Here is a 6,325-nt window from a genome sequence, read left to right on the forward strand (position 1 = left end):
GGGGTTTTTTCGGGAACCGGCTTTGTTCCGTTCGGAAACAATTTACTCTCGGTTCTGTCCATGAGGTGGTCGACCCGGTGGCCGATCGCCCCGAGCCGGTTAGGCTCATGTCGCGAGCCACCGGGCCCGCACCTCGCCGGGTCCGCGCGACCCGCGTCACCGCGTCACATAAGAAGGAGATGCTCGTGCCGTCCATCGACGTCGTCGTAGCCCGGGAAATCCTGGACTCCCGAGGCAACCCCACGGTCGAGGTCGAGGTCGGCCTCGACGACGGCAGCACCGGTCGTGCCGCCGTCCCGTCCGGCGCCTCCACGGGCGCCTTCGAGGCCATCGAGCTCCGCGACGGTGACTCGAACCGCTACCTCGGCAAGGGTGTGGAGAAGGCCGTCCTCGCGGTCATCGAGCAGATCGGCCCGGAGCTGGTCGGCTATGACGCCACCGAGCAGCGCCTGATCGACCAGGCGATGTTCGACCTGGACGCCACCGACAACAAGGGCTCCCTCGGCGCCAACGCCATCCTCGGCGTCTCGCTCGCCGTCGCCCACGCCGCCTCCGAGGCCAGCGACCTGCCGCTGTTCCGTTACCTGGGCGGTCCCAACGCGCACCTGCTGCCGGTGCCGATGATGAACATCCTGAACGGCGGCTCGCACGCCGACTCCAACGTGGACATCCAGGAGTTCATGATCGCCCCGATCGGCGCGGAGTCCTTCTCCGAGGCCCTGCGGTGGGGCGCCGAGGTCTACCACACGCTGAAGAAGGTCCTGAAGAGCAAGGGCCTGGCCACCGGCCTCGGCGACGAGGGCGGCTTCGCCCCGAACCTGGGCTCCAACCGCGAGGCCCTCGACCTCATCCTCGAGGCCGTCAAGGAAGCCGGCTACACCCCCGGCGAGCAGATCGCCCTGGCGCTCGACGTCGCCGCCTCCGAGTTCTACAAGGACGGCGTCTACACCTTCGAGGGCAAGGAGCGTTCGGCGGCCGAGATGACCGAGTACTACGCGGAGCTCGTCGACGCGTACCCGCTCGTCTCCATCGAGGACCCGCTGTTCGAGGACGACTGGGAGGGCTGGAAGACCATCACCGCCAAGCTCGGTGACAAGGTCCAGCTCGTCGGTGACGACCTGTTCGTCACCAACCCCGAGCGTCTCGCCCGCGGCATCGAGGAGGGCGCGGCCAACGCGCTCCTGGTCAAGGTCAACCAGATCGGCTCGCTCACCGAGACCCTGGACGCCGTCGAGCTGGCCCAGCGCAACGGCTTCAAGTGCATGATGTCCCACCGCTCCGGCGAGACCGAGGACGTCACCATCGCCGACCTGGCCGTCGCCACCAACTGCGGCCAGATCAAGACCGGCGCCCCGGCCCGCTCCGAGCGTGTCGCCAAGTACAACCAGCTGCTGCGCATCGAGGAGATCCTCGACGACGCCGCGGTCTACGCCGGCCGCAGCGCCTTCCCGCGGTTTCGCCCTGCGAACTATTAAGCACAGCAAGGGCTGACCCTCACCTGGTTAAGCCTTCGCCAGTCGTACGTACGTCCCCGTACTCGGTCCCGTACCGTGTCCGGGGACGTACGCGCGTATGACGGTGGAGCGGGAGGCGGACAGATGGCCGTGAAGGACCGGGACCGGTTCTCCACCGCGACCAGGATCCGGCTGCTCGGTGAGCAGACCGCGGCCCGGGTCTACCGTTCCCAGACCAAGCGCCAGGCCCGCCGCTCGCGGCTGACCGGCCGGGCCGCGCTGCTCGCCCTGGTGATGTGCTCGCTGATCGTGGCCCTGGCCTACCCGATGCGGGCGTACGTCTCGCAGCGCGCCGAGATCGAGGACCTTCGGCGCGAGCAGCAGCAGGCCCGCCAGCGCGTCGAACGGCTGCGGGACCTGAAGGCACGCTGGCAGGACGACGCGTACGCCGAGCAGCGGATCCGGCAGCGGTTGCACTACGTCATGCCGGGGGAGACGGGCTTCATCGTCGTCGACCCGCACGCGGCGAAGCCGTCGCGCACCGACCTGGGGGCGGCCGACCGCCCCTGGTACTCGAACGTCTGGGACGGGGTCGACAAGGCCGATGCCTCCGACCGCTGACCCGAGCCCCAGCCAGTGACCTGAACCCAGAGAAAGACAGCCTGAAGACAGTCATGGAAACGCCCCCGCCGACCACTCCGCGCACCGAGCCGACCGACGCCGACGTCGAGGCCTTCAAACAGCAGCTCGGTCGGCCGCCGCGCGGTCTGCGCGCCATCGCGCACCGCTGCCCGTGCGGGCAGCCCGACGTCGTCGAGACGGCCCCCCGCCTGCCGGACGGCACGCCCTTCCCCACGCTGTACTACCTGACGTGCCCGAAGGCGAACTCGGCGATCGGCACGCTGGAGGCCAACGGCGTGATGAAGGAGATGACCGAGCGGCTGGACTCGGACCCGGGGCTGGCGGCGGCCTACCGGGCCGCGCACGAGGACTACATCCGGCGGCGCGACGAGATCGAGGAGCTGAAGAGCTTCCCGAGCGCGGGCGGCATGCCGGACCGGGTGAAGTGCCTGCACGTCCTGGTGGCCCACTCGCTGGCCGCGGGTCCGGGCGTGAACCCGCTGGGCGACGAGGCTCTGGCCATGCTGCCGCAGTGGTGGCGCAAGGGCGCCTGCGTGACGACCGCCGAGGAGGACGCCCAGTGACCCGTGTCGCCGCCGTGGACTGCGGTACGAACTCCATCCGGCTTCTGGTCGCCGACGCCGACCCGGCCACCGGTGAGCTGGTCGACCTGGACCGCCGGATGACGATCGTGCGGCTCGGACAGGGTGTCGACCGCACCGGCCGGCTCGTCCCCGAGGCGCTGCAGCGGACCTTCGCGGCGTGCCGCGAGTACGCCGGGATCATCAAGGAGCACGGGGCGGAGCGGCTGCGCTTCGTGGCGACCTCCGCCTCCCGGGACGCCGAGAACCGGGACGAGTTCGTGCGCGGCGTGCTGGACATCCTGGGCGTCGAGCCCGAGGTGATCTCCGGGGACCAGGAGGCCGCGTTCTCCTTCACCGGCGCCACCAGAGAGCTCGCCGGGGGCGACCACCTCCCGAAGCCCTACCTGGTCGTGGACATCGGCGGCGGCTCGACCGAGTTCGTCGTGGGTGACGACCGGGTCAGGGCGGCCCGCTCGGTGGACATCGGCTGCGTCCGCATGACCGAGCGGCACCTGGTCCGGGACGGGGTGGTGAGCGACCCGCCGACCGAGGAGCAGATCGCGGCCATGCGGGCCGACATCGAGGCCGCGCTCGACCTCGCCGAGCAGACGGTTCCGCTGCGTGAGGCACGCACGCTGGTCGGCCTGGCCGGCTCCGTGACGACCGTGTCGGCGATCGCGCAGGAGCTGCCGGAGTACGACTCCGAGGCCATCCACCACTCCCGTGTCTCCCACGGCCGGGTCCGTGAGATCACCGAGTGGCTGCTGCGCTCCACCCACGCCGAGCGCGCGGCCGTGCCCTCCATGCACCCGGGCCGGGTCGACGTGATCGGGGCGGGTGCCCTCGTGCTCCTGTCGATCATGGAGCGGATCGGTGCGCAGGAGGTCGTCGTGAGCGAGCACGACATCCTCGACGGCATAGCTCACAGCTGCGCCGCCGAGGCGCGCTGAGGCGGTGCCGGTGCCGGGCGGGGGGTCACAGGTTGCGGTAGACGTCCCGCCGGTCGCCCACCTTGACCACGAGGACGACGAGTTCCCCATCGTTGATCTGGTAGGCGATCCGGTAGCTACCGACCCTGAGCCGGTAGAGGCCCGACGGGCCGGTGAGCTTCTTGACGTCGGCGTCTTGCCGGTACGGATCGTCACCGAGTGCGGTCAACGCGGTCAGGATGCGCATGGCGTCGGGCCGGCTGATGGCCCGAAGCTGACGCTGTGCCGCCGTGGTGAACCGGAAGGCGTACTTCACACTGCCTCGCCGTCCTGCTCGGTGAACAGATCCGCCAGCAGTTCCGCCATCGTGACGGTGGTGCCGCCCTCGGCCAGCACAGCTTCGGCCTCGCGCGCCAACATCACGTCTGCGGCTTCCTCCAACGCTTCGAAGTCCGAGATCGGGACGACGGCTGCCACCGGTGCGCCGTTGCGCGTGATGACGGTCGGGACACCTTCCTCGGCCCGGTTGATGTGATCGGCGAGGTGCGCGCGGGCTTCCCGTACGGTCACGGTGTTCTCAGTCATGAAGTCAGTGTACGCATCGGCGTGTACACGGCGCATCCGTAGAGGGAACCGCATTCGCGCGCGATCCTCGACGGCATCGCGTGGTCGGTCGCGTAGCCCGCTTCTGAGCAGGCATGGATCACGAATGAGCGCGTTCCGGGGGCCCGGCGGGACCCCCGCACGACAGCCCGTCGGGAAAGTTCGTGAAGTTCTTCACAAGGAATTCGGCCCTCCCGGGCGATGAGAGGGGCCCCGTTGACCCGTCCGGGGGCTGAACAGGCCTTTGAACATGTTCAGAAGCATGGTATGGCGGGGTCCGGAAAGCGGCTCGGAGTGGCGCTCGAGGAGTGCCTCACGGAGGCTCTTCCGGCGCAGAGAGGCAGCTCACGCGGCATTGACAACGCTCCGTGGTGCACAAAGGAGCCCGGTTGTCACCATGACGTGGATCACGCGGGTCGCGGAGGATAACACACACCCCACCCGAGCTTGTGAAGGGGCGCACGAGCCACCCCCCTGAGGCAGGTGGATACTCGATGGCATGAGCACCACGGAGCGTCCCAGGATCCTCGTAGTAGGCGGTGGGTACGTAGGCCTGTACGCAGCTCGGCGCATCCAGAAGAAGATGCGCTACGGCGAGGCGACCGTCACGGTCGTCGACCCCCGGTCGTACATGACCTACCAGCCCTTCCTCCCCGAAGCCGCCGCCGGCAACATCTCCCCGCGCCACGTCGTCGTCCCGCTGCGACGCGTGCTGCCCAAGGCGGAGGTTCTCACCGGCCGGGTCACCACCATCGACCAGGACCGCAAGGTCGCCACGGTCTCCCCGCTGGTCGGCGAGGCCTACGAGCTGCCCTTCGACTACCTGGTGATCGCGCTCGGCGCGGTCTCCCGCACCTTCCCGATCCCCGGCCTCGCAGAGCAGGGCATCGGCATGAAGGGCGTCGAGGAGGCCATCGGCCTGCGCAACCACGTCCTCGAGCAGCTCGACAAGGCCGACTCCACCACCGACGAGGAGATCCGCCGCAAGGCGCTCACCTTCGTCTTCGTGGGCGGCGGTTTCGCCGGTGCCGAGACCATCGGCGAGGTCGAGGACATGGCCCGGGACGCCTCGAAGTACTACAAGAACGTGTCCCGTGAGGACATGCGCTTCATCCTGGTCGACGCCGCCGACAAGATTCTCCCCGAGGTCGGCCCCAAGCTCGGCACGTACGGCAAGGAGCACCTCGAGGGCCGCGGCGTCGAGGTCTACCTGTCCACCTCCATGGACTCCTGCGTCGACGGCCACGTGGTGCTGAAGAACGGCCTCGAGGTCGACTCCAACACCATCGTCTGGACCGCCGGCGTCAAGCCCAACCCGGCCCTGGCCCGCTACGGCCTGCCCCTCGGCCCCCGCGGTCACGTCGACTGCGAGCCGACCCTCCAGGTCAAGGGCACCGACTACATCTGGGCCGCCGGCGACAACGCCCAGGTCCCGGACCTCGTCGGCCGCAAGGCGGGCAACGAGAACGCCTGGTGCCCGCCGAACGCCCAGCACGCGCTGCGCCAGGCCCGGGTCCTCGGCGACAACGTGGTGTCCGGCATGCGGGGCTTCCCGCAGAAGGACTACGCGCACGCCAACAAGGGCGCGGTGGCCGGTCTCGGCCTCCACAAGGGCGTTGCGATGATCGTCATGGGCAAGATGAAGATCAAGCTCAAGGGCCGTCTCGCCTGGTACATGCACCGTGGCTACCACGGTCTGGCGATGCCGACCTGGAACCGCAAGATCCGCGTCTTCGCCGACTGGACCCTGGCGATGTTCCTCAAGCGCGAGGTCGTCTCGCTCGGCGCGATGGAGACGCCGCGCGGCGGCAGGTTCTGCCGGGGGTGGTGAGCGCTCAGACGCTCACCGGGCGCTCACTGTGCGCTCGGTGCGGCCTCTTCGACCTGAGCGCGCAGCCGCTGAGCGGTCGGACGGGAGACCGGCTTGTCGGGAGACAGGCCCGCGTCGGTGAGCGCGTCGCGGATCTCCGTCCACTCCGGGCGGCGCCCGAGCTCGGTGTAGAGGAGACGGATGCGTGCGTGGCGGCGCTCGGTAAGCGCCTCCGTCTCGCTGCGCGTACGAGCGTCCTCCGCTCGGTGAGCGTCGTCGTCCTCCGTCGCGCGCTCACTCTCGTGAGCGCCGGAGGTGAGCGCC

The 6,325-nt window shown here is 69.4% G+C and carries 7 protein-coding genes and 1 pseudogene; 5 read left to right on the top strand and 3 right to left on the bottom strand.

Translation table 11 applies throughout. The annotated features are described in order from the left end of the window. Positions 1–185 precede the first annotated feature (185 nt). From eno to ABZ281_RS32710, 4 genes are all read left to right on the top strand, one after another. Entirely contained in the window at positions 186–1,475 is a 1,290-nt protein-coding gene (gene eno / locus ABZ281_RS32695; RefSeq protein ID WP_356661400.1) for a phosphopyruvate hydratase, read from the top strand. Positions 1,476–1,598: 123 nt separating this feature from the next. Further along, positions 1,599–2,075 carry a septum formation initiator family protein gene (locus tag ABZ281_RS32700; RefSeq protein ID WP_356661402.1) on the top strand — a complete coding sequence of 159 codons (477 nt, stop codon included), beginning with the start codon at positions 1,599–1,601 and terminating at the stop codon, positions 2,073–2,075. 53 nt (positions 2,076–2,128) lie between these two features. Then, positions 2,129–2,659, top strand: a complete 531-nt coding sequence (locus ABZ281_RS32705) for a DUF501 domain-containing protein (protein ID WP_356661404.1) — start codon at positions 2,129–2,131, stop codon at positions 2,657–2,659. Beyond that, entirely contained in the window at positions 2,656–3,609 is a 954-nt protein-coding gene (locus ABZ281_RS32710; RefSeq protein WP_356661406.1) for a Ppx/GppA phosphatase family protein, read from the top strand. The genes ABZ281_RS32705 and ABZ281_RS32710 overlap by 4 nt, the downstream gene beginning before the upstream one ends. A gap of 25 nt (positions 3,610–3,634) precedes the next feature. On the opposite strand, the gene ABZ281_RS32715 is transcribed toward ABZ281_RS32710, so the two are convergent. After that, a complete protein-coding gene (locus ABZ281_RS32715; protein ID WP_356661408.1) occupies positions 3,635–3,904 on the bottom strand; it encodes a type II toxin-antitoxin system RelE/ParE family toxin in 270 nt (89 codons plus the stop codon). Then, positions 3,901–4,173 (bottom strand): type II toxin-antitoxin system Phd/YefM family antitoxin, encoded by a 273-nt coding sequence (locus tag ABZ281_RS32720; RefSeq protein WP_356661410.1) that lies wholly within the window; start codon positions 4,171–4,173, stop codon positions 3,901–3,903. The genes ABZ281_RS32715 and ABZ281_RS32720 overlap by 4 nt, the downstream gene beginning before the upstream one ends. Before the next feature lie 517 nt (positions 4,174–4,690). Here ABZ281_RS32720 and ABZ281_RS32725 point away from each other — a divergent pair. Continuing rightward, positions 4,691–6,022, top strand: a complete 1,332-nt coding sequence (locus tag ABZ281_RS32725; RefSeq protein WP_356661412.1) for an NAD(P)/FAD-dependent oxidoreductase — start codon at positions 4,691–4,693, stop codon at positions 6,020–6,022. A 23-nt stretch (positions 6,023–6,045) separates the two neighbouring features. Here the strand turns inward: ABZ281_RS32725 and ABZ281_RS32730 are convergent. Beyond that, positions 6,046–6,325: pseudogene (locus tag ABZ281_RS32730) on the bottom strand (hypothetical protein); the annotation flags it as partial.

The organism is Streptomyces sp. NPDC006265 (assembly GCF_040613555.1).
Lineage (GTDB): Bacteria > Actinomycetota > Actinomycetes > Streptomycetales > Streptomycetaceae > Streptomyces.